Source organism: Micromonospora sp. AP08 (assembly GCF_008085935.1).
GTDB lineage: Bacteria > Actinomycetota > Actinomycetes > Mycobacteriales > Micromonosporaceae > Micromonospora > Micromonospora chersina.
Window position 1 is genome coordinate 15,981 of record NZ_VSEZ01000011.1, and the last position, 23,284, is coordinate 39,264.

20 protein-coding genes and 1 pseudogene are annotated in these 23,284 nt (G+C 73.1%); 12 read left to right on the plus strand and 9 right to left on the minus strand.

Annotated features, from left to right (window positions below; genetic code table 11):
* Positions 1-10: 10 nt before the first annotated feature.
* The 3 genes from FXF50_RS19235 to FXF50_RS19245 all read left to right on the plus strand — a co-directional run bounded on the left by FXF50_RS19235 (position 11) and on the right by FXF50_RS19245 (position 2,362).
* On the plus strand, positions 11-610 hold the full coding sequence (locus tag FXF50_RS19235) for a hypothetical protein (protein ID WP_148429804.1): 600 nt from the start codon (positions 11-13) through the stop codon (positions 608-610).
* A 76-nt stretch (positions 611-686) separates the two neighbouring features.
* Positions 687-1,019: a hypothetical protein gene (locus FXF50_RS19240; protein WP_148429806.1), complete on the plus strand. Its 333-nt coding sequence runs from the start codon at positions 687-689 to the stop codon at positions 1,017-1,019.
* An 833-nt stretch (positions 1,020-1,852) separates the two neighbouring features.
* Positions 1,853-2,362 (plus strand): hypothetical protein, encoded by a 510-nt coding sequence (locus FXF50_RS19245; protein ID WP_148429808.1) that lies wholly within the window; start codon positions 1,853-1,855, stop codon positions 2,360-2,362.
* Positions 2,363-2,612: 250 nt separating this feature from the next.
* On the opposite strand, the gene FXF50_RS19250 is transcribed toward FXF50_RS19245, so the two are convergent.
* Positions 2,613-3,308 carry an MOSC domain-containing protein gene (locus FXF50_RS19250; RefSeq protein ID WP_148429810.1) on the minus strand — a complete coding sequence of 232 codons (696 nt, stop codon included), beginning with the start codon at positions 3,306-3,308 and terminating at the stop codon, positions 2,613-2,615.
* Positions 3,309-3,851: 543 nt separating this feature from the next.
* Here FXF50_RS19250 and FXF50_RS19255 point away from each other — a divergent pair.
* Positions 3,852-5,069, plus strand: a complete 1,218-nt coding sequence (locus FXF50_RS19255) for a low temperature requirement protein A (RefSeq protein ID WP_148429813.1) — start codon at positions 3,852-3,854, stop codon at positions 5,067-5,069.
* A gap of 356 nt (positions 5,070-5,425) precedes the next feature.
* Here FXF50_RS19255 and ychF read toward each other — a convergent pair whose 3' ends face one another.
* The 3 genes from ychF to FXF50_RS19270 form a co-directional block, all read right to left on the minus strand.
* Complete coding sequence (gene ychF / locus FXF50_RS19260; RefSeq protein ID WP_091322271.1) at positions 5,426-6,511, minus strand: redox-regulated ATPase YchF; 1,086 nt, start codon at positions 6,509-6,511, stop codon at positions 5,426-5,428.
* A 99-nt stretch (positions 6,512-6,610) separates the two neighbouring features.
* The gene (locus FXF50_RS19265) at positions 6,611-7,348 is read right to left on the minus strand and encodes a peptidase E (RefSeq protein ID WP_148429815.1); all 738 of its coding nucleotides are present in this window, start codon (positions 7,346-7,348) and stop codon (positions 6,611-6,613) included.
* A 30-nt stretch (positions 7,349-7,378) separates the two neighbouring features.
* The gene (locus tag FXF50_RS19270) at positions 7,379-7,891 is read right to left on the minus strand and encodes a MarR family winged helix-turn-helix transcriptional regulator (RefSeq protein WP_148429817.1); all 513 of its coding nucleotides are present in this window, start codon (positions 7,889-7,891) and stop codon (positions 7,379-7,381) included.
* 94 nt (positions 7,892-7,985) lie between these two features.
* Here FXF50_RS19270 and FXF50_RS19275 point away from each other — a divergent pair.
* A pseudogene (locus tag FXF50_RS19275) lies at positions 7,986-8,807 on the plus strand (EamA family transporter); the annotation flags it as partial.
* 80 nt (positions 8,808-8,887) lie between these two features.
* Here the strand turns inward: FXF50_RS19275 and FXF50_RS19280 are convergent.
* A complete protein-coding gene (locus FXF50_RS19280; RefSeq protein WP_255510116.1) occupies positions 8,888-9,352 on the minus strand; it encodes a hypothetical protein in 465 nt (154 codons plus the stop codon).
* Between the two features lie 210 nt (positions 9,353-9,562).
* Here FXF50_RS19280 and FXF50_RS19290 point away from each other — a divergent pair, with 210 nt between their 5' ends.
* The 6 genes from FXF50_RS19290 to valS all read left to right on the plus strand — a co-directional run bounded on the left by FXF50_RS19290 (position 9,563) and on the right by valS (position 18,944).
* Complete coding sequence (locus tag FXF50_RS19290; RefSeq protein ID WP_255510117.1) at positions 9,563-10,282, plus strand: sigma factor; 720 nt, start codon at positions 9,563-9,565, stop codon at positions 10,280-10,282.
* Positions 10,283-10,561: 279 nt separating this feature from the next.
* A complete protein-coding gene (locus tag FXF50_RS19295) occupies positions 10,562-12,052 on the plus strand; it encodes a DNA-3-methyladenine glycosylase 2 family protein (protein WP_148429822.1) in 1,491 nt (496 codons plus the stop codon).
* A complete protein-coding gene (locus FXF50_RS19300) occupies positions 12,049-12,561 on the plus strand; it encodes a methylated-DNA--[protein]-cysteine S-methyltransferase (protein WP_148429825.1) in 513 nt (170 codons plus the stop codon). Before FXF50_RS19295 ends, FXF50_RS19300 begins: the two co-directional genes overlap by 4 nt.
* Positions 12,562-12,598: 37 nt before the next feature.
* Entirely contained in the window at positions 12,599-14,413 is a 1,815-nt protein-coding gene (locus tag FXF50_RS19305) for an ABC transporter ATP-binding protein (RefSeq protein ID WP_148429827.1), read from the plus strand.
* Entirely contained in the window at positions 14,410-16,290 is a 1,881-nt protein-coding gene (locus FXF50_RS19310; RefSeq protein ID WP_148429830.1) for an ABC transporter ATP-binding protein, read from the plus strand. The genes FXF50_RS19305 and FXF50_RS19310 overlap by 4 nt, the downstream gene beginning before the upstream one ends.
* An 89-nt stretch (positions 16,291-16,379) precedes the next feature.
* Entirely contained in the window at positions 16,380-18,944 is a 2,565-nt protein-coding gene (valS, locus tag FXF50_RS19315; protein ID WP_148429832.1) for a valine--tRNA ligase, read from the plus strand.
* Between the two features lie 69 nt (positions 18,945-19,013).
* Here the strand turns inward: valS and FXF50_RS19320 are convergent, their stop codons facing one another.
* From FXF50_RS19320 to FXF50_RS19335, 4 genes are all read right to left on the minus strand, one after another.
* Entirely contained in the window at positions 19,014-19,724 is a 711-nt protein-coding gene (locus FXF50_RS19320; RefSeq protein ID WP_091318271.1) for an ABC transporter permease subunit, read from the minus strand.
* Between the two features lie 67 nt (positions 19,725-19,791).
* The gene (locus FXF50_RS19325) at positions 19,792-20,745 is read right to left on the minus strand and encodes an ABC transporter ATP-binding protein (RefSeq protein WP_148429835.1); all 954 of its coding nucleotides are present in this window, start codon (positions 20,743-20,745) and stop codon (positions 19,792-19,794) included.
* Positions 20,742-21,623 carry an ABC transporter permease gene (locus tag FXF50_RS19330; protein ID WP_148429837.1) on the minus strand — a complete coding sequence of 294 codons (882 nt, stop codon included), beginning with the start codon at positions 21,621-21,623 and terminating at the stop codon, positions 20,742-20,744. Before FXF50_RS19330 ends, FXF50_RS19325 begins: the two co-directional genes overlap by 4 nt.
* Positions 21,616-22,530 carry an ABC transporter ATP-binding protein gene (locus FXF50_RS19335; protein ID WP_148429839.1) on the minus strand — a complete coding sequence of 305 codons (915 nt, stop codon included), beginning with the start codon at positions 22,528-22,530 and terminating at the stop codon, positions 21,616-21,618. Before FXF50_RS19335 ends, FXF50_RS19330 begins: the two co-directional genes overlap by 8 nt.
* Before the next feature lie 142 nt (positions 22,531-22,672).
* Here FXF50_RS19335 and FXF50_RS19340 point away from each other — a divergent pair, with 142 nt between their 5' ends.
* Positions 22,673-23,233 (plus strand): DM13 domain-containing protein, encoded by a 561-nt coding sequence (locus FXF50_RS19340; protein ID WP_148429842.1) that lies wholly within the window; start codon positions 22,673-22,675, stop codon positions 23,231-23,233.
* The last annotated feature ends 51 nt before the right edge of the window (positions 23,234-23,284 follow it).

Here is a 23,284-nt window from a genome sequence, read left to right on the forward strand (position 1 = left end):
CGATTCTGCGATGGTGCTGACCCCTGCCCGCCGCGCCAGACGTCGAGGCAAGACCATTCTCGCCGCCTTGCTTGTCGCGCTCGTGCTGTTGGCCGCATACCTCACGACCACGCTGCGGTACAAGCTGGACCATGGAAACGTCTTGGCGAATCCGCAGGCGTTGTCCAGCACCAATGCTGGTCCCTACAGCGAGTACCGGTACCTTGCGCAGCCTGGCCGCAGCATCGAATATGGGTTCAGCATCGCCAACCGGGGACCGCTCACCATTCGTCTAGAGGAAGTAATCAACGGCGGCGGTCCAGCCTTCGCCGTTGAACACGTTCACATGAACGTGGATGTCGACCGTAAGGGCTTCGAGCGGGGGAAGGCCACTCCCTTCAAGCCGATCGACCTCCCGGCGGACGATCAGATATTCGTGTGGGTGACCCTGCGTTTTTCCGACGATCTCCTCCTGAACTGGCGACCCCCGTGCGCGGGGTTCTCTTTCGCAACCCAGGAAGTGCGATTCAACGTCCTCGGGATGCAGCGGGAGCAGGACGTTCCGATCGGCTACTTCATCAGCGTCCAAACGCCTGACGCCAACGGACGACCTTGCCGGAGCGACGAGTAACAGCACGTAGCATCGGGCCGACCCGACCAGGCGGTCCAAGACGAGCGGAAGTTCGGACCCTGGGTACTGTGCCCGTATGGCTGAGCCACCGGAGTACGACCGGTACCGGCGGGACGTCGACGTCCTGGGCGAGATCGGGGCTCGTCTGGCTTCCGTGGTCCCGTACGTGGAGTGCACGATCCCCAAGAGCCTCGCCTCGGCTGCTGTCGCTGCTTGGGAGCGAGACGAGGAGGGACCGATGGCTGACGAAACCTGCGAGCAGGTTCGTTCTCGGCTTCGCGCTGGTGATCTCGCCTTGCTTGGGCTTGAGGTCTCCAAGAGCGGACGATCATCGGGCGACGTCGTCATCGTGAGGCTTCCGGCCGCACAGTTCGCCGCAGCCGTCGACGTGTGGGCTGAGTCGCAGTAAACGGCCTCGCCCGGCAGACGCGAGCACCCCGACAGCCTCGCCATCCCGTCGCCATCGACCCGCCCTTGTGGGAGAGGGCCGCTGTCAGGGCCGCCACGTCAAGACGGCCTTGACGCATGTACGGGCGCTGCCGGAACAGACTGAGTCGGCTCTCGTGTCACGGACCGCGCCCTCGGCGGACACTGCCACAGTGGCGCAGTTGACCCAACCTAGGCCAGCATGGACCCGGCTCCCGGGGTCGGAGCTGGCCACCGGCGGCCGCGCCTCCCCCTCCCAGGTGAGAGGTTGACCTGACCTTGAGCGGCTATGGAGCCGGCTCCTTGACGACCGGCGTGCCCTCCGCGGCCGCTGCCCCCATGCTTGGGGCTTGCCACGCGGACACTCGGCGCTCCCTTTCCCAGCGCCGCGCTGCTGGCGCGGCGCGGCCGGCGGCCGGCGACGAACCACCACCACTCTCCCCGCTATCCCGTCTGCGGCGGCCCTCCCGGCTTCCCGCTTCTCCGCGCCAGCCGCCGGGCGTCAGGCGTGACGGCCGCAGAGCGACAGCGGCAGCGGCCGGCGCGCGCCCAGGCGGCGGCGCGTGCGGCCCGCCCAGGGCCGCCTTGAAGACGTACAGGAACTTTGAACAACTTCGCCGGCAGCCGATGTGTCCCGTCACGGGACATGCTTCACACCGGCGTCCCACCAGATGCTTGACATGATCGTGTGCTTGGTCGTTGGGGCCCGCCCGCAGACGGAGCACGGTGAGCGGGTGACGCCCGTAGCATGGGTCGGATGATCGACTCCTGGCTACCCGCACTGTTCGTCCGGGTCCTGCCGTGAGGCGCCGGGTGGTGGGCATCATCGCCCTGGTCGCGCTGTCGGTGTCCCAGGTCGGCTGCTCCGGGCCGTTCAACTGCCCGGAGCCGGAGGTGACGGTCGACGCGTCCGTGCACACCGAAACCGCGCCGATCGAGCTGGAGCTGCAGCCGCTGGGCGGGGTCTTGGAGGTCCACTGGTTGGAGTGGACAGAAAGCGGCCGCTGCGACTTCAGCATCGGCGACCTCATTCTGCTGCGGGAGGGCACCGCTCGGGTTGCGCCAGCCGACGTCGCCAGGCTGACCGAATTGACGACAGCCGGGGCCGGGAACCTCCCCGGCGACCGCGCGCCAGACTCCCGGCTGTCGTCCTGGCTGCCGAGCGCACCACGGTGGCGCAGCGGGACCGGCCTCGATTGGCGCGACGGGGAGGAAGGCTCGTTCGTGTCAGTGTCGTACTGGCTGGACCCGGCGAGCGGCGTCGTCTACTTCCGATCCGACGCCGACTACGACCCGGTGGCGACTCCGACCGCCTCATCCTCCTGACGCCGTCATTGGCGACCGCCCCCACAGAGTGCAGTCAGCATCGCCCTGGAACCCGCCGATCGAAAGTCGGGGCCGAAACCTAGGTGGAACGTCAATCATGTCCTGGGACGGATTCGTCAAGGATGTGGTGGGACTAGACACGCCGGCAGCCGATGTCGGGTCTCAGGACCTCCGTGACAGATCAGTCTCACGACCTGGGTGACAGGAGCGATTACCAGGACCTGCGTGACCGGTCGGCCAAGCGCTGGTGTCACCCCGGCAGAAGCTCGACGGCATCCCACAACGCGATACGACCAGGGCGCTCGACTGTTGCCCACACGCCGAGCGTCATGTCGTTGTGCTCCGCGACAGTCCTCAAGAGCTGTCCGTGCTCGGGGAGATTCTCCTGGGCAAGGTCGATCATGACGCATCGGGTCTGCCGTTGGCGTGGTCGCAACACGACCTCCGGCCCGATTCGGATGGCTCGGCCGAGCCATCCGTCTTCAACGAAGTCGCCACCGGGTACGTCGATGAGAAGGTTCGCCCGGAACCGCGCCGGGTCAACCGGCTCCCCGAGGAGATCATGGAGTCGTCGCAGCGCTGCCGTGCTGATCAGGCTTATCGGCCCCTCGTCATGGTGCCTGACCTCAGCCTCTCGCTCGATGGTGACGGGACGAGCGAGCACATCGCTGACCGCTTCGTGTCCGGCCGGCTCATCGGCACCGAAGCGGCGCCCGTCGGGCAACTCGACGACCGGCACCGGGTCACCAAAGTTCCCGCGGAGCGTGAACAGACCCGGCATCCGGCGAAAGCGACGGGTGTTCTTCCCGCTGCCCAGCTTCCCGTCTGCGTCCCGCACCGCCCACAACCGGTCACCAAGCAGTCCCCGCTGCTCGACCTCCACGGTTGTCAACCGCTCACCGAGCAGCGACTTGATCGGATACCTGCGGATCTCCGCTACCTGCATCAGCCTCACTTTAGATCACCGAACCGGACATGATCATCTAGCCGGACATGTCACGGAGGTCCTGAGACTGATCTGTCACGGAGGTCCTGAGACCCGACACGCCGGCAGCCGACCGGTTCGTACCTGCGTTCACCTGGACTGCGGCTGGTGGAGGTACGGGGGCGCTGGCGGAACGGGTCGTGGGGGGCGCATGGCCCGGCGAGACATCTGGCTGCTCTGCGACGGTCGGCTGTGGCGAGTGCGAGGCCGCCTCGGCGGTGACGAAGGGCGGGAAGTCTCATACGACTTCCTGGACGAATCCGCTGCCCGCTCGATGGTCGACCGGATGATGAAGACCCGGCCGGCACCTGGCCTGATCTCACTGAAGCAATTCGGCAAGAGTCCAACCACCGGCAGGCCCGCTAGGTAGGGGGCTGTGTCCACGTCGGCTAAACCCGCCTGCTCGTCGGCCCGAGCTTGACCAACTCGTTTGAACGTCACCACCGGGCGGGCGAAACGGGCGAACCGACGCACGGGAGACAATACTCCAGCGACCATGGGCGGATGGGGCGACCATCGGAGCCGGCGCAGACCGCGGGCATCCTGCGCGGCGAGGAGGACGCCCAGCAGGCCAGCTTCCTGGAGCTGTTCTTCGACCTGGTGCTGGTCTTCGCCCTGGTCGGGGTCGTCAGCCGGATCGTGCCGGACCTGCTCTCCGACAACGTGCGCCTGCGCTGGCTGTCGCTGCTGTACACGGTCGTTCTGGCCCTGCCGCTGCTCTGGCTGTGGACCACCACCGCGTACCTCACCAGCCGCTTCGACTACCGCAACCGCTGGATTCAGCTGCTCGTCCTGGTCAGCGCGTTCGGCCTGCTGATCATGGCAACGTCCCTGTACGAGTTCGAGCAACGCGGCGCCACCTTCGCCATCGTGTACGTGGTGCTGCACGTCGGACGCCCCATGGTGCTCCGACCGTTGTTACGGGAGCACCAGCAGGTACAGGAGCTTTACACCCGCGTGGCCATCTGGACCAGCATCTCCGGCGTCATCTGGCTCGCCGGGGCGGTGGCGCGCGGAAACGCCCGCATGGCCCTGTGGATGATCGCCATCACCGTGGACCTGGTCGTGGCGCGGCTCAGATGGCCGGTACCCGGCATTGGCCGACCACCGACCAGCGCGTGGGCGATGTCCAGCAGCACATACCTCCCCGAGCGCTACCAGCAACTGCTGCTGATCGCGCTCGGCGAGACGGTGCTGTCCATCGGCCTCACCTACGCCACCCACCCCGCCACGCTCGCGGCAAAGGCGGCCCTGGTGGTCACGTTCCTGACGTCCGTGCTGATGTGGCGTATCTACTTCTACCGCGCCGGCCAGGTGCTGGCCGAAGCGGTCGCGATGTCGTCGAACCGGGCAGCCGCCGGCGGGATCGTCGGCGTGGCCCATCTGCTCATGGTGCTCGGCATCACCTTGGCCGCGGCTGGCTCGGAAATCGTGCTGGCGAATCCCCAGGGGCACTCCGTGCCGGCCTGGCTCGCGGTCATCCTCGGCGGGCCGGCGCTCTTCTTGTTCGGCCGCAGTCGGCTGGAACGGGTCGTCTTCGACCGGCTCGCCGTGCGCCGGCTCGTCGGCATCGGCGTTCTGGTCCTGCTGGCGCCGCCGCTGTTCTTCGGCCCGCCACTGCTCGCCGCCATCGCCGCTGCCGTCGTACTGCTCGGCGTCGCCGTCGCGGACGCTCGACGCGCCGCCGGCCGCCCACCGGAGGCCCCGTCCCCGTCCGCCTAGCAGAGCAAGTCGCACCCAGTCCGCAACAGGTCCACGGTCGGCTAGGAAGCAGTCTCCCTGCGAGCCAGGCGTTGAACCTATGCGGTCAACGCGCCAGCGAGCCACCTCGCTGGCCCTACCGCTCACCGACAAACATCTGCCCGGAGTGCACACCGCACCACGGCGGCAGGTCGGCTGCCCACACCCGCCAACCGCCGGCGTCTCGCCGCGTCTCGAACCGCCACGGGTGAGCTTCGCCGCTCTCCGCTGCACTCGCAGGAGCGCACCCGCCGGGCGGTCGACGAGGCGTGGGGATGTGCCCCTGGTTTGCCCCGGAGCGAGGGCGCACCCAACTGACCTGCGGCAACGGGCCGGTTTCAGACGTTGAAGCGGAACTCCACGACGTCGCCGTCCTGCATGACGTACTCCTTGCCCTCGATCCGGACCTTGCCGGCGGCCTTCGCCGCCGCCATCGATCCGGCCTCGACCAGGTCGGTGTAGGAGACCACCTCGGCCTTGATGAAGCCGCGCTGGAAGTCGCTGTGGATGACCCCGGCGGCCTCCGGCGCGGTCGCGCCGACCGGGACGGTCCAGGCGCGCGCCTCCTTGGGGCCGGCCGTCAGGTACGTCTGGAGCCCGAGCGTGCGGAAGCCGACCCGGACGAGCTGGTCCAGCCCCGGCTCGGACTGCCCGATCGATTCCAGCAGCTCGCGGGCCTCCTCCTCGGGCAGGTCCACCAGCTCGGACTCGATCTTGGCGTCCATGAAGACCGCCTCGGCGGGGGCGACCAGGCCGCGCAGCTCGTCGAGGAACTCGGCGTTGCCCAGTTCCGCCTCGTCGACGTTGAACACGTAGAGGAACGGCTTCGTGGTGAGCAGGTGCAGCTCGCGCAGGTGCTCCAGCTCGATCTTGGCGGCGGCGGCGCCCGCGTACAGGGTGGTGCCGCCGTCGAGGACCTCGACGGCCTTCTTGGCGGCCTCGACCGCGGCGGCCCGGTCCTTGCGGAGCTTGGCCTCCTTCTCCAGCCGGGGCAGCGCCTTCTCCAGGGTCTGGATGTCGGCCAGGATCAGCTCGGTGTTGATCGTCTCGATGTCGTCGGCCGGGGAGACCTTGCCGTCGACGTGCACCACGTTCGGGTCCGAGAAGGCCCGTACCACCTGGCAGATCGCCGAGGCGTCGCGGATGTTGGCCAGGAACGCGTTGCCCCGGCCCTGCCCCTTGGAGGCACCCCGGACCAAGCCGGCGATGTCGACGAACGAGACCGGCGCCGGCAGCACCTTCTGCGAGGAGAAGATCTCGGCGAGCTTGTTCAGCCGCTCGTCGGGGAGCCCGACCACGCCGACGTTCGGCTCGATGGTGGCGAACGGGTAGTTCGCGGCGAGCACGTCGTTCTTGGTCAGCGCGTTGAACAGGGTGCTCTTGCCCACGTTGGGCAGGCCGACGATGCCGATGGTGAGACTCACGACGAGCCAGCTTACGCGGTTCGCCGCCGGCACCGGGCAGGCAGGTCCGCCCGGGCCGGAAAAGGGACGGCGGTCACCGCGGGCCGGCGCGCGCCGCGGTCAGGCGGGCAGCAGGCGCGGCTCGATCCGGGTCTCCGTCACGGTGCCGTCCTCGGCGCGGGTCAGCTCGTACGCGGCCACGCCCTCCCGGTCGGCGACCGCCTCGGCGAGCCGGGTGCCCCGGTAGATCAGCCCGACGCCGTCGTCGGTGCAGTGGCTGGTCGGCAGCGTGCCGTCGCCGACCAGCCGGTGCATGAGGGGCCGGCGCTGGTCCTCGCTGTCGTAGTGCACCCCGTTGCCGTACGGGAGCCAGCCCAGCCCGTCGGTGAACGGCCGCAGGGTCGGGCCGTAGCTGTCGGTGGCGCCGCCGACGTGCCAGCAGATGGATCCGGCGGAGACCCCGCCGAGCACCACGCCGGCCTCCCAGCACTCGCGCAGGATGTCCGGCAGGCCGTGCACCCGCCACACCGCGCAGAGGTTGGCCACGCTGCCGCCGCCGACCCAGATGATGTCCTGGGCGAGCAGGTGGGCGCGGATGTCCTCGACGTTGGGCATCGGGTAGAGCGCCAGGTGGGACGGGCGGAACCGGGTGCCGGCGAAGGCGCCGTAGAAGACGGTGAACGAGGTGGGCTGGTCGCCGACCGCCTGGTTGAGGTAGCAGACCCGGGGCGCGTCGCCGGCCTGCGCCAGCTCGGCCATCAGGTCGAAGAGCTGGCTGGGCCGGGCGTCCCAGGGGCCGCGGTGCCGGCTGAAGAAGCCCATGCTGGTGGCGACGATGGTCGGTTCAGTGGCGGGCATGGCCGTCCTTCCGGTCGGTGACGATGGAGATCATCCTGCCCGATCCGGTGGTTCCGCCTCGGCCGCGGCGAGCAGGTCGCGCAGCAGGTCGGCCAGCCGGTCGCGGTCGGCCGGGGGCAGCGCGTCGAGGATCCGCCGCTGCACCTCCAGCCCGGCCTCGGCCGACTCCTCGACCACCCGGCGCCCGGCGTCGGTGAGGCTGACCCGGAGCGCCCGCCGGTCGGCCGGGTCGGGCGCGCGCCGGACCAGGCCAGCCCGCTCCAGCCGGTCGAGACGGCCGGTCATCCCGCCGGAGGTGAGCATCAGCGAGGCCGTGAGCGCCTTCGGCGCGAGGGTGTACGGCGGGCCGGACCGGCGCAGCGCGGCGAGCACGTCGAACTCGCCCCGGCCGATGCCCCAGCCGGCGTACACCTTCTCCTGGCGGTCGCCGACCAGCCGGGCCAGCCGGTAGATGCGGCCGAAGACGGCCATCGGCTCGGGCCGCATGCCGGCCCGCTCCCGCCGCCACTGCTCGACGATCAGATCCACGTCGTCCGTTGCCACGGCTGTCGATTGTGCCGCACCTCGCACTTCCCCTTTCGCTCGGGAGTGATTAGTTTAGTCGTAAGCTACTTAGCAGCGAGGAAAGAAGGTCGTCATGACCCGCCGTTGGACCGACGCCGCGCTCACCGCCGTCGCCCCGGCCACCTGGGGCACCACCTACCTGGTCACCGCCGAGCTGCTGCCCGCCGACCGGCCGCTCTGGTCCGGCGCGATCCGCGCCCTGCCGGCCGGCCTGCTGCTGCTCGCGCTGACCCGCCGCCGGCCCCACGGCGTCTGGTGGGGGCGGGCCGCCGTGCTCGGCGCGCTCAACATCGGGGCGTTCTTCCCGCTGCTCTTCGTCGCCGCGTACCGGCTGCCCGGCGGCACGGCGGCCGTGCTCGGGGCCGCCCAGCCGCTGCTGGTCGCCGCGCTCACCGTCGTCCTGCTCCGCGAGCGGCCCGGCCGGCCGGCACTGCTCGCCGCCCTCGCCGCCCCGGCCGGGGTCGCCCTCGTGGTGCTGCGGCCCGGCGCCGGCCTCGACCCGCTCGGCGTCGCCGCCGGCCTGGCCGGCACCGCGGCGATGGCCGCCGGGCTGGTGCTCACCCGCCGCTGGGGCCGGCCGCCCGGGGTGGGCACCCTGGCCGCGACCAGCTGGCAGCTCGTCGCCGGTGGCCTGCTGATCGTGCCGGTCGCCGCCGCCGTCGAGGGCGCGCCGCCCGCGCCGGACGGGCCGGCCCTGCTCGGGTACGCCTGGCTCGGGCTGGTCGGCACCGCGCTGGCGTACGCGCTGTGGTTCCGGGGCGCGGCCCGGCTGCCGGTGACCCGGGTGTCGGTGCTCGGCGCGCTCAGCCCGCTGACCGCCGCGACCCTCGGCTGGCTGGTGCTGGGGCAGGCGCTCAGCCCGACCCAGCTCGCCGGCTTCGCGGTGGCGGTCGCCGCCATGGTGCTCGGCCAGCTCCCGGACCGGGCCGCGCGCGGTCAGCGGGTGGGTCAGCCGGCGCGCAGCCGACTGGTGGGTCAGCCGGCGCGCAGCCGGCGCCAGGCGTCGCCCCGGGCGTCGACGGCCACGCCCTCGGGCAGCGCGCCGGGCGGCAGTTCCGCCGCCGCGGCGAGCGGCAGGGTGAACCGGTGCGCGGCGGACGGCGCGGCCGCGTAGGACTGGTCGAGCAGCCAGCGCACCTCGTCGACCGTCCAGCCCAGCCCGGCGCGACCGGCGAGCTCCCGGACCAGCCGCAGGCCGACCCGGGTGTCGTCGTCGTAGAAGCGCATGCACCAGTGGTGCGCCCACATGCCGAGCGCCCGCAGCCCGGCCGCGTCGAGCGAGCCGGCCAGCCGGCCGCAGGCGGTGTCGGCGAAGGCGCGCCCCGGGTCGTCGGCCCGGTCCCGTTCGATCGCCCCGTAGGCGGCCGGCGCCACCACCCGCATCCGGTCGTAGAAGCCCTGCACCACCGCACCGTCCAGCCGTGTCCGCCCCGACCGCATCAGCGGACACCCCGCCCGGCCACGCTCGCCATGCCCCGCACCTTTTCTTGAGTTGGTGGCGGGACCGTACCGGCCACTACCGACACTTTCTCCGGCGGAATCCGTTGCCACGTCAGGGATAGCTGGCGTGACCTGGGGCGTCTGTATCTGTGACGACGACGAGCGGGAGGGTGGCTGGACGAGGACGACCGGGCCCGGCTGGCCGAGTTCGTGACCAGCCGCACGCCGGCGCTGATGCGGGTGGCCTACCTGCTCACCGGCGACCGGCACGCGGCCGAGGACCTGTTCCAGTCGGCGCTGGCCAGGACCATCCCGAGATGGCGGGCGCTGCGGCACGCCGACCCGGAGGGCTACCTGCGCACGGTCATGTACCGGGAACAGGTGAGCTGGTGGCGGCGGCTGGGGCGACGTCGGGAGACGGCGCTCACCGGGGCCGACGAGGCGGTCCAGCCGGACCCGAGCCTGATCCGCGCCACTCTCTCCGACCTGGCCGAGGAGGCACCCGGAGTGCAGGACCAGTTGACCCCGGCGGAACGCCGGTTCCGGAACCGCCGGCGCACCACGATGACGCTCGGCGCGGCGTGCGTGGTGGCCGCCGTGCTGATCGGCGCGCCGATCGCGCTGGCGGCCGGCGGCGGAGAGGCGCCCCGCCCGGCCGCGCCGGCGACCCCCGCGGGCACCACCGCGCCACCGTCCCCCGCCGAACCCACGGTCGTCCCGTCGCCGAGCGGCACGGCGACGGCCCTGCCCAGCACGCCCGGCGACCCGACGGCGCCCTCCCCCAGCGCCACGCCGCCGGGCCGGCCGGGCCGGCCCGGCGGCCCCGTGCCCAGCCCGAGCGGCCCGGGCGACCCGACCGCGGTCCCCTCCCCCAGCGGCCCGGGCGAGCCCGAACCCTGGCCCACCCCCACCCCGACCCCGCGCGGCTGATCCGGGCCGGTTCGCTGGCGGCGCCCGGCCTGGTCCCCCTGCTCCACCACCGGACGCCGCCACGGTGAGTGGAACGCCATGGAGGTGTCCCGACCCCGGTGACCTCCATGGCGTTCCACCGACAGGCCGCGACGAGCGCTGAAGGCGGCCGCCGTGACGCGTCCGCGAGCGCCGAAAGCGGTCGCGGCCGGCGCATCCGCCAGTGCCGGAGGCGGCCGCGCACGGCCGCGTCCGAATCCCGCCAGCCGAGGGCCCGACCTGCGAGGCAGGATCGGTGTCATGGAACTCGACTTCGAGCGGTGCTACCGGGCCGTCGACAGCCGCGACCAGCGGTTCGACGGCTGGTTCTACACCGGCGTGACGTCGACCGGGATCTACTGCCGGCCGTCCTGCCCGGCGACGACGCCGAAGCGGCAGAACGTCCGGTTCTTCCCGTCGGCCGCCGCCGCGCAGGGCGCCGGGCTGCGGGCCTGCCGCCGCTGCCGCCCCGACGCCGCCCCGGGATCGCCGCAGTGGGACGTCCGGGCCGACGTGGTCGGGCGGGCGATGCGGCTGATCGCCGACGGCGTGGTGGACCGGGACGGCGTGCCGGGGCTGGCGGCTCGGCTCGGCTACACCGAGCGGCACCTGCACCGGATGCTCCGGGCCGAACTGGGCGCGGGGCCGCTGGCGCTGGCCCGCGCGCAGCGCGCCCAGACCGCGCGCATCCTCATCGAGACGACCGGGCTCGGCCTGGCCGAGGTGGCGTTCGCCGCCGGGTTCGGCAGCGTCCGGCAGTTCAACGACACCGTCCGCGAGGTGTACGGGGCCACCCCGTCCGAGCTGCGGGTCAGCCGGGGCGGGCGGCGGGCGGTCGGCGGGGCGGGCACCATCACGCTGCGGCTGGCGTACCGGCCGCCGTTGCACGCGGGAGCGCTGCTGGACTTCCTGGCGCTGCGCGCGCTGCCCGGCGTCGAGGAGGTGCGCGACGGGGCGTACCACCGGGGGTTGCGCCTGCCGCACGGGCCCGGCACGGTGTCGCTGACCCCGGCCGACGGGCACGTGGCCGCGACCCTGCGCCTGGCCGACATGCGCGACCTGGCCCCGGCGGTGGCCCGCTGCCGCCGCCTGCTCGACCTGGACGCCGACCCGGTCGCGGTCGACGCCAACTTGGCGGCGGACCCCACCCTGGCCCCCGCCGTGGAGGCCGAACCCGGCGTCCGCCTCCCGCACGCCGTGGACGGCTTCGAAATGGCCGTCCGCGCGATAACGACCCAGCAGATCTCCCTCCGCTCAGCGAGAACAACCCTGACCCACCTCCTGGCGGCCACCACCACCCCACCCGTCGATCATGAGGTTGACGGCGAAGTCGATCTCCAGAACGGCGGCCAACCTCATGATCGACCGTGGGGGTTGCGGGCGTTCCCGACCGCGGAGGAGGTGCTCTCCGTGGGTGACACGGCGTTTCGGATGCCGGGGGCGCGGCGGGAGACGATCCGGGCGGTGGCCCGGGCCGTGGCCGACGGCTCGCTGGACCTGGCTCCGGGCGGGGACCGGGAGGAGGCCGTGCGGCGGCTGACCGCGCTGCCCGGTGTCGGGCCGTGGACCGCGGGCTACGTGGCCATGCGCGCGCTCGGCGACCCCGACGTCCTTCTCCCCACCGACCTGGGCGTACGCCGGGGCGCCGCCGCGCTCGGCCTGCCCGACGACCCGAAGACCCTGAACGCGTACGCGGACCGCTGGCGCCCCTGGCGGTCGTACGCGGTGATCCGACTCTGGAGAGCGGCATGACCACACTGGACAGCACCGCCATCGACACCCCCGCCGGCCCGCTCAGCGTGCTGGCCGGACCCGACGGGGCGGTACGCGCCGCCGGCTTCACCGCCGACCCGGCGTCCCTCGTGCCCCTGGTCCACCCCGGACTGCGCGGCGCGCTGCGCGAGCGGGCCGACCTCGGGCCGGTGACCGCCGCCGTGCGCGCCTACCTGGCCGGGGACCTGGCCGCGATCGACACTGTCCCGGTCGAGCAGCGCACCGGCGGCGCATTCATGGGGCACGCCTGGCAGGTACTGCGCGACGTCAAGCCGGGCGACCCGGTGACGTACACCGGTTTCGCCGCGCTGGCGGGTCGGCCGGCCGCGGTCCGCGCCGCCGCGGCGGCCTGCGCCCGCAACGCCGCGGCGCTCTTCGTGCCCTGCCACCGGGTGCTGCGCACCGACGGCACGCTCGGCGGCTACCGCTGGGGGCTGGACGTGAAGAAGTGGCTTCTCGGGCATGAGGGACGGGTGACGGCTAGCTGACAGCCAAACTGTCGCCCGGTGCCGCTACCGTCGGGTAGTGCCTGCGCAGAGCGACGGCAACCCCGCGGCGTGTCACGACGCCCGTCCCCACCCGCTGCGCAACCTCTGGCGACTGCGCGCCTACCTCCGCCCGCACGCGGCGGAGTTCGCCTGGCTGCTGCTGGCCGCGCTGGCCGCCACGGCGGCGAGCCTGGCCGTGCCCCTCGTGGTGCAGCGGGTGGTGGACGGGCCGGTGGCCCGGCACGACGTGGCCGGGCTGCTCCGGCTCGGCGCCCTCGCCCTGCTGCTCGGCCTGGCCGAGGCGGTGCTGATCTTCATCCGGCGGTGGACCCAGTCCTCCTCCTCGGTCGGCATGGAGGCGGCCATCCGGGCCGACATCTACGCCCACCTGCAACGCCTGCCGGCCGGCTTCCACGACCGGTGGCAGTCCGGCCAACTGCTCTCCCGGATCACCAGTGACCTCTCGGTGATCCGCCGGTTCCTCTCCTTCGGCCTGCTCTTCCTGGTGCTCAACCTCATCACCTACGCCGCCGTGGTGGTGCTGCTGATCCGGCTGCACCCCTGGCTCGGCCTGCTGGTGGCCGCCAGCGCGGTCCCGCTGTTCCTGATCAGCCGGCGGTTCGCCCGGCACTACCACGCGGCGTCCCGCCGGATGCAGGACCAGCAGGGCGACGTGGCCACGCTGGTCGAGGAGACCGCGCAGGGGCTGCGCACCACGCGGGCCTACGGGCGGGGGCCGGAACTGGCCGCCCGCTTCGCCACCGGCGCCCGCCGGCTGCACGACACCGGGATCGGCAAGGCCCGGCTGCTGGCCCGCACCTCCGCGCTGTTCGACCTGGTGCCCAACCTGACCCTCGGGGTGGTGCTGGTGGCCGGCGCCGCCGCCGTGGCCGAGGGCGGGCTCACCATCGGCGAGCTGGTCGCCTTCGTCAGCCTCCAGCTCATGCTGATCTGGCCGGTGCAGTCGCTCGGCTGGATCATCGCGAACGGCCAGGAGGCGGCGACGGCCGCCGACCGGATCCAGGAGGTGCTGGACACCCCGCCCACCATCGTGGACGCCCCGCACGCCCGCGCCCTGGGCCGGGTCGACGTGCGCGGCCGGCTCCGCTTCGAGCGGGTGAGCTTCCGCTACCCCGGCAGCCCGACGCCGGTGCTGCGCGAGGTGGAGCTGACCGTCGAGCCGGGCGAGACGCTGGCCCTGGTGGGGGCGACCGGCTGCGGCAAGAGCACCCTGCTGTCCCTGGTCCCCCGGCTGCACGAGGTGACCGGCGGCCGGATCACCCTGGACGGGCACGACCTGCGCGACCTGCGGCTCGGCTCGCTGCGCCGGCTGGTCGGGGTGGCCTTCGAGGAACCGACCCTGTTCTCCATGTCGGTCTGGGAGAACCTGACGCTGGGCCGGCCGGACGCCGGCGAGGAGGAGGTCCGGGCCGCGCTCGCGCTGGCCCAGGCCGAGTTCGCGTACGACCTGCCGTGGGGCCTGGCCACCCGGGTCGGCGAGCAGGGGCTCTCCCTGTCCGGCGGGCAGCGGCAGCGCCTCGCGCTGGCCCGGGCGGTGCTCGGCCGGCCCGCGCTGCTCGTGCTCGACGACCCGCTCTCCGCGCTCGACGTGCACACGGAGGCGCTGGTCGAGGCGGCCCTGCGCCGGGTGCTGCGGGGCACCACCGCGCTGCTCGTGGCGCACCGGCCATCCACGGTGGCGCTCGCCGACCGGGTGGCGCTGCTCGACGGCGGCCGGATCGTCGCCGTCGGCACCCACTCCGAGCTGCTGGCCGGGGTGCCGGCCTACCGGGCGGTGCTCTCCGCCGAGCCGGAGCGGCGGGCGGACGGCGTCGGCCTGGTGCGCTCGTGAGCGGGGCCGCCCCCCGGGTGCCCCGGCAGCGCGGCGACCCTGACCTGGCCCGGTGGCGCGGGCGGGCCGTCGACCCCGACGCCGACCGCAGCCGGGCCGAGGACTCGTCGCCCGAGGCGGTGGCGCGGCTCCGGGCCCGCAGCCGGGCCCTGCTCCGGGAGCTGCTCCGCCCGCACCGCGCGCGGCTCGGCCTGGCGGTGTCGCTGCTGCTGGCCCAGAACGCCGCCGCGATGGCCGGCCCGTACCTGGTGATGCTCGGCATCGACCGGGGCATCGGACCGCTGCGGGCGGGCGACCCGGGCCCGCTGGTCGCGGTCGCCGCCGCGTTCGTCGTCGCGACCGGCACCGAGTACGCCACCCGGCGCGCCTTCCTCGCCCTCGCCGCCCGGATCGGCCAGGCCGTCCTGCTCGACCTCCGCAAACGGGTGTACGGCCACTTCCTCCACCTCGACGTCGGCTTCCACGAGCGCTACACCTCGGGCCGGATGGTGTCCCGGCTGACCAGCGACCTGGACTCGATAGCCGAGCTGGTCGACGGCGGGATCGACAAGCTGGTGATGGCCGCCCTGTCGGTGCTGTCGGTGGCGGGCATCCTGCTCTGGCTCGACCTGCCGCTGGCCGCCGTCACCCTGCTCGCCTTCCCGTTCCTGTTCGCGCTGTCCCGCTGGTTCGCCCGCGCCTCCGCCGGGGCGTACCGGCGGACCCGGGAGGCCGTGGCGCTGGTCATCGTGCACTTCGTCGAGTCGCTGCGCGGGATCCGGGCGGTGCAGGCGTACCGGCGGGAGCCCCGCAACCAGCGCATCTTCGCGGCGGTGAACGACGACTACCGGCAGGCCAGCCTGCGCGCGTTCCGGCTCATCGCGGTCTACTCGCCGGGCATCCGGCTGATCGGCAACCTGACCGCCGCGGCGGTGCTCGGCTACGGCGGCTGGCGGGTGCTGGGTGGGCGCACCGAGGTCGGTGTGCTCGCCGCGTTCCTGCTCTACCTGCGCCGGTTCTTCGAGCCCATGGAGGAGCTGAGCCAGTTCTACAACGCGTTGCAGTCGGCCACCGCCGCGCTGGAGAAGCTGGCCGGGGTGCTCGACGAGCGGCCGGCGGTGGCCGAGCCCGCGCGGTCCGTGCCGCTGCCCGCCGGGCCGGGGCGGGGCGCCGTGGTGTTCCGCCGGGTCCACTTCGGCTACCGGCCGGAGGCGCCGATCCTGTCCGGGCTGGAGCTGACCGTGCCGGCCGGGCAGACCGTCGCGCTGATCGGGCCGACCGGCGCCGGCAAATCCACCATCGCCAAGCTGCTGGCCCGGTTCCACGACCCGGCGTCCGGCACGGTCAGCCTGGACGGGGTGGACCTGCGGCACCTGGCCGACGCCGAGCTGCGCCGGGCGGTGGTGCTGGTCACCCAGGAGAACCACCTGTTCAGCGGCTCGGTCGCGGAGAACATCCGGTTCGGCCGGCCGGACGCCGACGACGCCGCCGTGGCGGCCGCCGCCCGGGCCATCGGCGCGCACGACTTCATCGCCGCGCTCCCCGACGGGTACGCCACCGACGTGCACCGGCGCGGCGGCCGGCTCTCCGCCGGGCAGCGGCAGCTCGTCGCGTTCGCCCGGGCGTTCCTGGCCGACCCGCGGGTGCTCATCCTCGACGAGGCCACCTCGTCGCTGGACGTGCCGACCGAGCGCCTGGTGCAGCGGGCGCTGCACAGCGTCCTGCGGGACCGCACCGCGCTGGTGATCGCGCACCGCCTCTCCACCGTGGAGATCGCCGACCGGGTGCTGGTCCTCGACGGCGGCCGGATCGTGGAGGACGGGCCCCCGGCCGAGCTGGCGGCCGCCGGCGGCCGGTACGCCGCCCTGCACCGCCAGTGGCGCGACTCCCTGATCTGACCGGCCACGATGGCGGCGGCGCGGCGCCGGATACCGCCACGAGGCCGAAAGGCGTGGAGCGGCACGGATCGGCTGCCTACGATCGGCTGATGACCGACACGGCGAGGACGGCCCGCGCCGGCGTCCCCGAGCGTCCGACCCTGGACGGCATCGAGGAGACCTGGGCGCGCCGCTGGCAGGAGGACGGGACGTACGCGTTCGACCGCACCAAGGAGCGGCAGGACGTCTACGCGATCGACACCCCGCCGCCGACCGTATCGGGCGAGCTGCACATGGGGCACGTCTTCTCCTACACGCACACCGACACGGTGGCCCGGTTCCAGCGGATGCGCGGCCGGACGGTCTTCTACCCGATGGGGTGGGACGACAACGGCCTGCCCACCGAGCGGCGGGTGCAGAACGTCTACGGGGTGCGCCCCGACCCGGCCCTGCCCTACGACCCGGGCTGGCGGCCGCCGGCCGCGCCGGTGAGCGAGGCGGCCCGGAAGGACCCGGCGACGATCTCCCGGCGCAACTTCATCGAGCTGTGCGAGGTGCTCACCGCGGAGGACGAGAAGGTCTTCGAGGCGCTGTGGCGGCGGCTCGGGCTGTCGGTGGACTGGTCGCTGACCTACACCACGATCGGGCGGGCGGCCCGGGCGACCAGCCAGCGGGCGTTCCTGCGCAACCTGGCGCGGGGCGAGGCGTACCAGGCCGAGGCGCCGACGCTCTGGGACGTCGGGTTCGCCACGGCGGTGGCCCAGGCCGAGCTGGAGGACCGGGAGCGGCCGGGCGCCTACCACCGGCTGCGCTTCCACGGGCCGGGCGGGCGCGAGGTGCTGATCGACACCACCCGGCCGGAGCTGCTGCCGGCGTGCGTGGCGCTGGTGTGCCACCCGGACGACGACCGCTACACGGACCTGGTGGGCGCGTCGGTGCGCAGCCCGGTCTTCGGGGTCGAGGTGCCGGTGCGGGCGCATCCGCTGGCGGATCCGGCCAAGGGCACCGGCATCGCGATGGTCTGCACCTTCGGCGACCTGACCGACGTGACCTGGTGGCGGGAGCTGCGGCTGGACACCCGGGTGGTGATCGGCCGGGACGGCCGGCTGCTGCCGGAGCCGCCGGCCGGCGTGCCCGCCGAGCCCTACGCCGCCCTGGCCGGGCAGACCGTGAACGGCGCCCGGCGGACGGTGGTCGAGCTGCTCGGCGACGCGGGTGACCTGGTGGGCGAGCCGCGCCCGATCACCCACCCGGTGAAGTTCTACGAGCGCGGCGACCGGCCGCTGGAGATCGTGTCCACCCGGCAGTGGTACCTGCGCAACGGCGGTCGGGATCCCGGCCTGCGCGAGGAGTTGCTGGCCCGGGGGCGCGAGCTGCGCTGGGTGCCGGAGCACATGCGGCACCGCTACGAGCACTGGGTGGGCGGCCTGACCGGTGACTGGCTGGTCAGCCGGCAGCGCTTCTTCGGCGTGCCGGTGCCGGTGTGGTACCGGCTCGACGACGCTGGCGAGCCGGACTGGTCCCAGCCTCTCACACCGGACGAATCGGTGCTCCCGATCGACCCGTCGAGCGAGCCGCCGCCGGGCTACGAGGAGGCGCAGCGCGGGGTGCCGGGCGGCTTCGTGGGTGACCCGGACGTGCTGGACACCTGGGCCACCTCGTCGCTGACCCCGCAGATCGTCGGCGGTTGGGAGACCGACGAGGACCTGTTCCGGCGGGTCTTCCCGATGGACCTGCGCCCCCAGGGGCAGGAGATCATCCGCACCTGGCTGTTCGCCTCGGTGGTCCGGGCGCACCTGGAGCACGGTGTGCTCCCCTGGCGGGACACCGTGCTCTCCGGCTGGATCCTCGACCCCGACCGGAAGAAGATGTCCAAGTCCAAGGGGAACGTGGTCACCCCGATGGGCCTGCTGGAGCAGCACGGTTCGGACGCGGTCCGCTACTGGGCCGCCAGCGGCAAGCCCGGCATGGACCTGGCCTTCGACCCGGCGCAGATCAAGGTGGGCCGCCGGCTCGCCACGAAGCTGCTCAACGCGTCGAAGTTCGCCCTGGGGCTGGGCGCCGCCGAGGCGCTGCGGGCCCCGGCAACGGAGCCGCTGGACACCGCCATGCTCGCCGAACTGTCCGGCGTGGTCACCACCGCGACCACCGCCTTCGACGGGTACGACCACACGGCCGCGCTGATCGCCACGGAGGCGTTCTTCTGGCGGTTCTGCGACGACTACATCGAGTTGGTGAAGGAGCGCGCCTACGGCACCGGGCCGGGGGCCGACTCGGCCCGGGCGGCGCTGGCCACCGCGCTCTCGGTGCAGTTGCGGCTCTTCGCCCCGGTGCTGCCCTTCGTCACCGAGGAGGTCTGGTCGTGGTGGCGCTACGGGTCGGTGCACCGGGCGACCTGGCCGACCACGTACGAGGTGGGGCGGGCGGTGCAGGGGCCGGGCGACCCGGAGCTGCTGCGGCTGGCCGCCGACGCGCTCGGCCAGGTGCGCCGGGCCAAGTCGGAGCGGAAGCTGTCGATGAAGGCGGACGTGCCGCTGGCCGAGGCGCTCGGGCCGGCCGCCCTGCTCGACCGGCTCACGCTGGTGGCCGACGACGTGCGGGCAGCGGGCCGGATCGCCAAGCTCGACCTGCTGCCCGACCGCACCACCGAACTCGTCGTGGCCTGCGCCTTCTGAGTTGCCGCCCGGTGGCCCCGCCCGGCCGGCCTCGGCCGGTCGCGTCGGGCGGGGCCCCTCTGCCGCGGGTCAGCTGGTCTCGCCGGCCACGCTGAACGAGCGGAGGCGGTCGATCGCGAGGACCGTGAAGCCCACCGCGATCAGCGCGCTCATCACCGCGGCGACCGGCACCGACACGTCCGTGGCGAGCAGCTCGGTCGGCGCGATCCGGTCGGCGAGGGCGATCACGTACTGCTGGATGGAGAGCACCTTCGTGCCGCTCACGAAGTTGCCGAGCAGCCCCTCCCAGATCAGCACGTAGACGAGGCCGAGCAGCACCGGCCGCCGGGTGAGCAGGCTGAGCGCGACGAAGAACGCGCAGTACGCCAGCGCCCCGATCGACGCGGCGGCGGCGAGCGCCAGGCCGAGGCGTACCGAATGGGCGAGCACGCCCGCGACGTAGAGCGGCACGGCGACGGTGACCGCCGTAACGCCGGCGGCCACGGCCAGCTTCGGCAGGACGATCTGCCAGCGCGGCAGCGGCTTGGTGAGGATGTGCACCACCGTGCCGTCGTCGATCTCCGCGCCGAGCACGCCGGTGCCGACGATCAGCGCGACGACCGGCAGCACCACGGCCAGGCCGAGCCCGACCAGCACGGCGGGCCCCCACTCGCCCGGGTCGACGCCGAGTGAGCGGGAGAGGATCGCCAGCGCCAGCAGCAGCCCGGGCAGCGGGAGGAGCAGCAGGAACCGGCGCCGGCCGAACAGGCCGCGCGCGGTGATCCAGGAAACGGTCGACATCTCAGCCTCTTTCGTTCGTGACTGCGGGGCTCACTCGCTGCGCTCGTTCACTCCTCGCACTCACCGGTCAGCTCCCCACCAGGTAGGAGAAGACGCTCTCCAGCGATTCGTCCTCGGGCGTCAGCGACCGGACCCGGAGGCTCCGGGCCAGCGCGATCTTCGGCAGCGCCCGGGTGAAGGCGCCGTAGTCGCCGGCCCGCACGGTCAGCCCGTCCCGGCCCAGTTCCACACCCGTCACCGATTCCTCGGCCATCAGCGCGACCGCGAGGGCCCGGTCGTCCGTGGAGCGGACCCGGAAGACGTGCGGCCGGTTGGTCATGAGCCGGCGGATGGTGCGGTAGTCGCCGGAGGCGGCGAGCCGGCCGGCGACCATCACCTGCACGGTGCCGGAGACCTGCTCGACCTCCTCCAGGATGTGCGAGCTGAACAGGATGGTCCGGCCGGCGTCGCCGAGGCGGTGCAGCAGGCCCATCATGTGCAGCCGCTGCCGCGGGTCCATGCCGTTGAACGGCTCGTCGAGCAGCAGCACCCGCGGGTCGTGCACCAGGGCGGCGGCCACCCGGGTGCGCTGCCGCATGCCCTTCGAGTAGGTGCCGATCTTCCGGTCCTGCGCGGACTCCATCTCCACCAGCGCGATGGCACGCCGGGCCGCCGCCTCCGGGTCGGGCAGCCGGTGCAGCTTGGCGCTGGCCAGCACGAACTCGTACGCGCTGAGGAAGGTGTGCACGGCCTCCCGCTCGCTGACCAGGCCGAGCCGCCGGTAGACCTCGGGGTTGCGCCAGGTCGGCGCGCCGTCGAGGGTGACCTCGCCCCGGGACGGGGAGAGGAAGCCGGCCATCATGTGCAGCAGGGTGGTCTTGCCCGCGCCGTTCGGGCCGAGCAGGCCGGTCACGCCGGGCCCGAGCCGCATGGTGACGTCGTTGACCGCCACCACGTTGCCGTACCAGCGGGAGACGCCGGCCAGGTCGAGGGTGGAGGCGGGGGTGGCCGGGGCCGCCGGCTCCGCGCTGATCGTGGTCATCGGGCGGCCACCTTCCGGTATCGCAGCAGCAGCAGGGTGACGCAGCCGGCCACCAGCAGCACGGCGGCGGCCACGTAGACCGGCCCGAAGCCGCCGATCTGATAATCCTTCTCCCCACCGGGTACGAGCAGGTCGCCGAGGGTGTACTCGCCGACGGCGTGGATCAGGGCGGTGGGCGAGCCGAGCATCGACAACTCGTTGACCGTGCGGGACGGCATGATCGACAGGATGCCGACGATCGGGGCGGTCATCAGGAACACGGCCACGATGCCGCCGGCCGCGAACGCCCGCTTGCCGGTGAGCGAGGCGATGAGCAGCCCCACCGAGGCGAAGACCACCGCCCAGAGCGCCGCGTAGAGCAGGCCGGGCAGCAGGTCGAGCAGCTCGTCCCAGACCCCGCCGAGCCCGTCCTTGGTGGTGAACGCGGCGCCCAGGAACATCACCAGCTGCGGCGCGCCGAGCAGCAGCCAGAGCGCGGTGGCCAGCGACCCGAGCTTGGCCAGGGCGTAGTCGCCGCGCGGCAGCGGGCGGGAGAAGTAGAGCGGCAGCACGCCGCTGTGCAGGTCGCGGGAGACCAGCTCCGGCCCGACCACCGCGACGAAGAAGATGACCAGCCAGCTCATCGCGTCGGCGAACTGGGCGTACGTCATGACGACCTGGCCGGTCTGGGTGCGTACCGCGGTCAGCCCGGCGGCGACGATCAGCACGATGCCCATCACCAGCCAGGGGAAGATCTTCGCCTTGGCGGAGCGGCCCAGCCCGAAGGCGGTGCGCAGGCCGTGCAGGTAGAGCGCGCCGAACACGTGCCGGCGGCCGAGCCGCGGGCCGGTGTAGCGCTGGTAGCCGATGTCGTGGATGACGCCGGTCGGCTCAGACATGGCTGGGCTCCCTCGTGGCGAAGAGTTCGGCCACCCGGTGCCGCCGCTGGTCGAGCCGGTGCAGCGGCAGGTCCAGCTCGGCGACCGCGCCGATGATCAGGTCGTAGGTGGCGTCGTCGGCGAGCGGGACGAGCAGCAGCCGCCCCTCCCGGGACACCGGCAGGTCGAGCGCGGCGAGCCGGGCGGCCAGGTCGTCCGTGCCCTCGCTCACCTCGACGGCCAGCACGTCGGTGGCGGTGGTCATGGCGGAGATGCGGTCGGCGCGCAGCAGCCGGCCGCCGTCGATCGCGACCAGGGTGTCGCAGATCCGCTCCACCTCGCCGAGCAGGTGCGAGCAGACCACCACCGAGATGCCGAACTCGGTGCCGATCCGGTGGATCAGGGCGAGCATGGCGTCCCGGCCGGCCGGGTCGAGGCCGTTGGTCGGCTCGTCGAGCAGCAGCAGGTCCGGGTCGTGCACCAGGGCCTGGGCGAGCTTCACCCGCTGCTTCATGCCGGTGGAGTAGCCACCGACGGCCCGGTGCCGCTCCTCGTGCAGGCCGACGTGGCGCAGCGCCTCGGAGGCCCGCTCCCGGGCGACCGTGCGGGGCAGCCCGCTGATCCGGCCGAGGTGCGTGACCAGTTCGGCGGCGGAGAGGTCGGGCGGGAGGGCGTCGTGCTCGGGCATGTAGCCGACCCGGGCCCGGACGGCCGCGGGATCGGTGGTGGGGTCGAGGCCGAGCACGGAGACCCGACCGCTGGTCGGGGCGAGCAGGCCCAGGAGGATCTTGATGAGGGTGGACTTGCCGGCGCCGTTCGCGCCCACCAGTCCGATGATCCCCGGCTCGACCGACACCGTGAGGTCGGCCAACGCGGTGACCCGGCCTCCGTACGTCTTGGTCAGCGACTCGGTCGCGAGCAGTGTCACGAAGCCAGCGTAGGAAGCGTGGGCCGCCCCGGGTACCGGGAAACGCTCGGGGTTGCCCCTGATTCCGCCCGGACGGGTCGGTAAGGCTTCCGTAAGCGGCCGGACGGGTGACCGCGGGCCGCCGCGCCGGGAGACTCGACGCATGTCGATCCGCCTGCTGCGCGCGCCGCTGACCTGGGTCGCGGTCGCCGTCCTGGCCGCCGGCGCGGCCACCGGCCTGTACTGGTTCCAGCCGTGGAAGCTGGTCACCGACACCGAGGTGCACGAGGAGCTGACGGCGGTCTCCGCCGAGCCGGCGCCCCCGCCCGCCGCCACCACGCCGGCCGCCGCACCCGCGTCCACCGGGCCGGTGCTGGTCAGCCGCGGCGACTTCGTCAGCCACGAGCACGAGACCCGCGGGGCCGCCCGGATCGTCCGCACCGCCGACGGTCGGCACCGGCTGGAACTGGTCGGGCTGGACACCTCGAACGGTCCGGATCTTCAGGTCTGGCTGACCGACCAGCCCGTTCGGACCGGGCCGTCCGGGTGGCACGTCTTCGACGACGGCCGGCACGTGGCGCTCGGACCGCTCAAGGGCAACCGCGGCGACCAGGCGTACGACATCCCGGCCGGGACCGACTTCAGCGGGCTGACCAGCGTCTCGATCTGGTGCGAGCGGTTCGCCGTCTCGTTCGGCGCGGCCGCGCTCACCGCCGCCGGCTGAGACCGCCCCGCGACGGTCGGTTTGCCGGCCGGTGACCGCGAGGTGGAGTGG

Bases quoted from the DNA above. Each gene is read 5' to 3' on its own strand.
- FXF50_RS19235 (WP_148429804.1), top strand. From the start codon at position 11: ATGGTGCTGACCCCTGCCCGCCGCGCCAGACGTCGAGGCAAGACCATT.
- FXF50_RS19240 (WP_148429806.1), top strand. From the start codon at position 687: ATGGCTGAGCCACCGGAGTACGACCGGTACCGGCGGGACGTCGACGTC.
- FXF50_RS19250 (WP_148429810.1), bottom strand. From the start codon at position 3,308: ATGCAGGTAGCGGAGATCCGCAGGTATCCGATCAAGTCGCTGCTCGGT.
- FXF50_RS19255 (WP_148429813.1), top strand. From the start codon at position 3,852: ATGGGGCGACCATCGGAGCCGGCGCAGACCGCGGGCATCCTGCGCGGC.
- FXF50_RS19265 (WP_148429815.1), bottom strand. From the start codon at position 7,348: ATGCCCGCCACTGAACCGACCATCGTCGCCACCAGCATGGGCTTCTTC.
- FXF50_RS19280 (WP_255510116.1), bottom strand. From the start codon at position 9,352: ATGCGGTCGGGGCGGACACGGCTGGACGGTGCGGTGGTGCAGGGCTTC.
- FXF50_RS19295 (WP_148429822.1), top strand. From the start codon at position 10,562: ATGGAACTCGACTTCGAGCGGTGCTACCGGGCCGTCGACAGCCGCGAC.
- FXF50_RS19300 (WP_148429825.1), top strand. From the start codon at position 12,049: ATGACCACACTGGACAGCACCGCCATCGACACCCCCGCCGGCCCGCTC.
- valS (WP_148429832.1), top strand. From the start codon at position 16,380: ATGACCGACACGGCGAGGACGGCCCGCGCCGGCGTCCCCGAGCGTCCG.
- FXF50_RS19320 (WP_091318271.1), bottom strand. From the start codon at position 19,724: ATGTCGACCGTTTCCTGGATCACCGCGCGCGGCCTGTTCGGCCGGCGC.
- FXF50_RS19325 (WP_148429835.1), bottom strand. From the start codon at position 20,745: ATGACCACGATCAGCGCGGAGCCGGCGGCCCCGGCCACCCCCGCCTCC.
- FXF50_RS19330 (WP_148429837.1), bottom strand. From the start codon at position 21,623: ATGTCTGAGCCGACCGGCGTCATCCACGACATCGGCTACCAGCGCTAC.
- FXF50_RS19340 (WP_148429842.1), top strand. From the start codon at position 22,673: ATGTCGATCCGCCTGCTGCGCGCGCCGCTGACCTGGGTCGCGGTCGCC.